1 protein-coding gene is annotated in these 1,047 nt (G+C 32.9%); it reads left to right on the forward strand.

Translation table 11 applies throughout. The annotated features are described in order from the left end of the window. Positions 1-116: 116 nt before the first annotated feature. A complete protein-coding gene (locus BM239_RS15265) occupies positions 117-800 on the forward strand; it encodes a GLPGLI family protein (protein ID WP_177209063.1) in 684 nt (227 codons plus the stop codon). Positions 801-1,047: the final 247 nt, after the last annotated feature.

The following is a 1,047-nucleotide window of genomic DNA, read 5'->3' on the forward strand; positions in this document are numbered from 1 at the left end:
CTAATCAAGTGTAAATGTGCGTTTGCTACCTTCCGATTTTCCTGCGGAAAATCCTCGGACGCAAACTCGCCCATTTCATACACTTACCGTTGGCAGTAAGCTGAAAAATGAAACCTATGAAAAAACTATTGACAATAATCTTGATTTTTTTATTTCAAGTTATAATCGCCCAAACGAATTCCGCAACTGTGATTTACAAAATAAATTTAAACAAAGATTCTATACATAATGTTTCTGATAAATTTGTAAAAGAAATGATGGAACAAAGTGATTCGGTTTATGCAACGCTGAAATTTAACTCAAAAGAATCTATTTACTATCTGGATTTTGACATTTCGAAAATGTACGGAACACCAAATCTGACAAGAATATTTGGCGGAAGTGATAATCTTATTTACTACAATCAAGAAAATAAGGAGTACTTGAGCGAAACTCTTGTTCTTGACTATCCTGTGATTATTTCAAAAGAACCAATTGAATGGGAAATTTCAAACGAAGAAACCAAATTAGTTAATGGTTATTTATGTAAAAAAGCAATCCGAAAAAGGTCAGAAATTAACGATGCTGGATTAACAAAAAAAGCTGAATTGACTGCTTGGTTTTGTCCTGAAATACCTGTCCATTTTGGACCTGAAAGATTTCACGGTTTGCCTGGATTGGTTTTGGAATGTAAAAGTAATATTGTAAAATTTGAATTAGAAAAAATAACTTGGCACAAAGAGGAATTAAAAATAAATAAACCGAATAGTGGTGAAATAATTAGCGAAGAGGAATTTAAAAATAGAGCTGGAAGATTTTAATTAAAATAAAGCCTACTGCCAACAATGTATAACCGCAATTACGGCGGATTCGACTGCGTCCGAATCCACTCGGAATTGCTAAAGTCAGTACCAAACCGAAAAACTTCGTATATTTATCCGTAACTGACGGTTATACAAAAACGTTGGCAGTAATTTTGACCCGTCCTGAATAAAGGCTACATAATTTTAAACATTATGTACAAAAATGACAAAGTAATTAGACGGTATTCAGAACCTTTTAAACTGA

This window comes from Algorimicrobium echini, from assembly GCF_900115185.1.
GTDB lineage: Bacteria > Bacteroidota > Bacteroidia > Flavobacteriales > Flavobacteriaceae > Algorimicrobium > Algorimicrobium echini.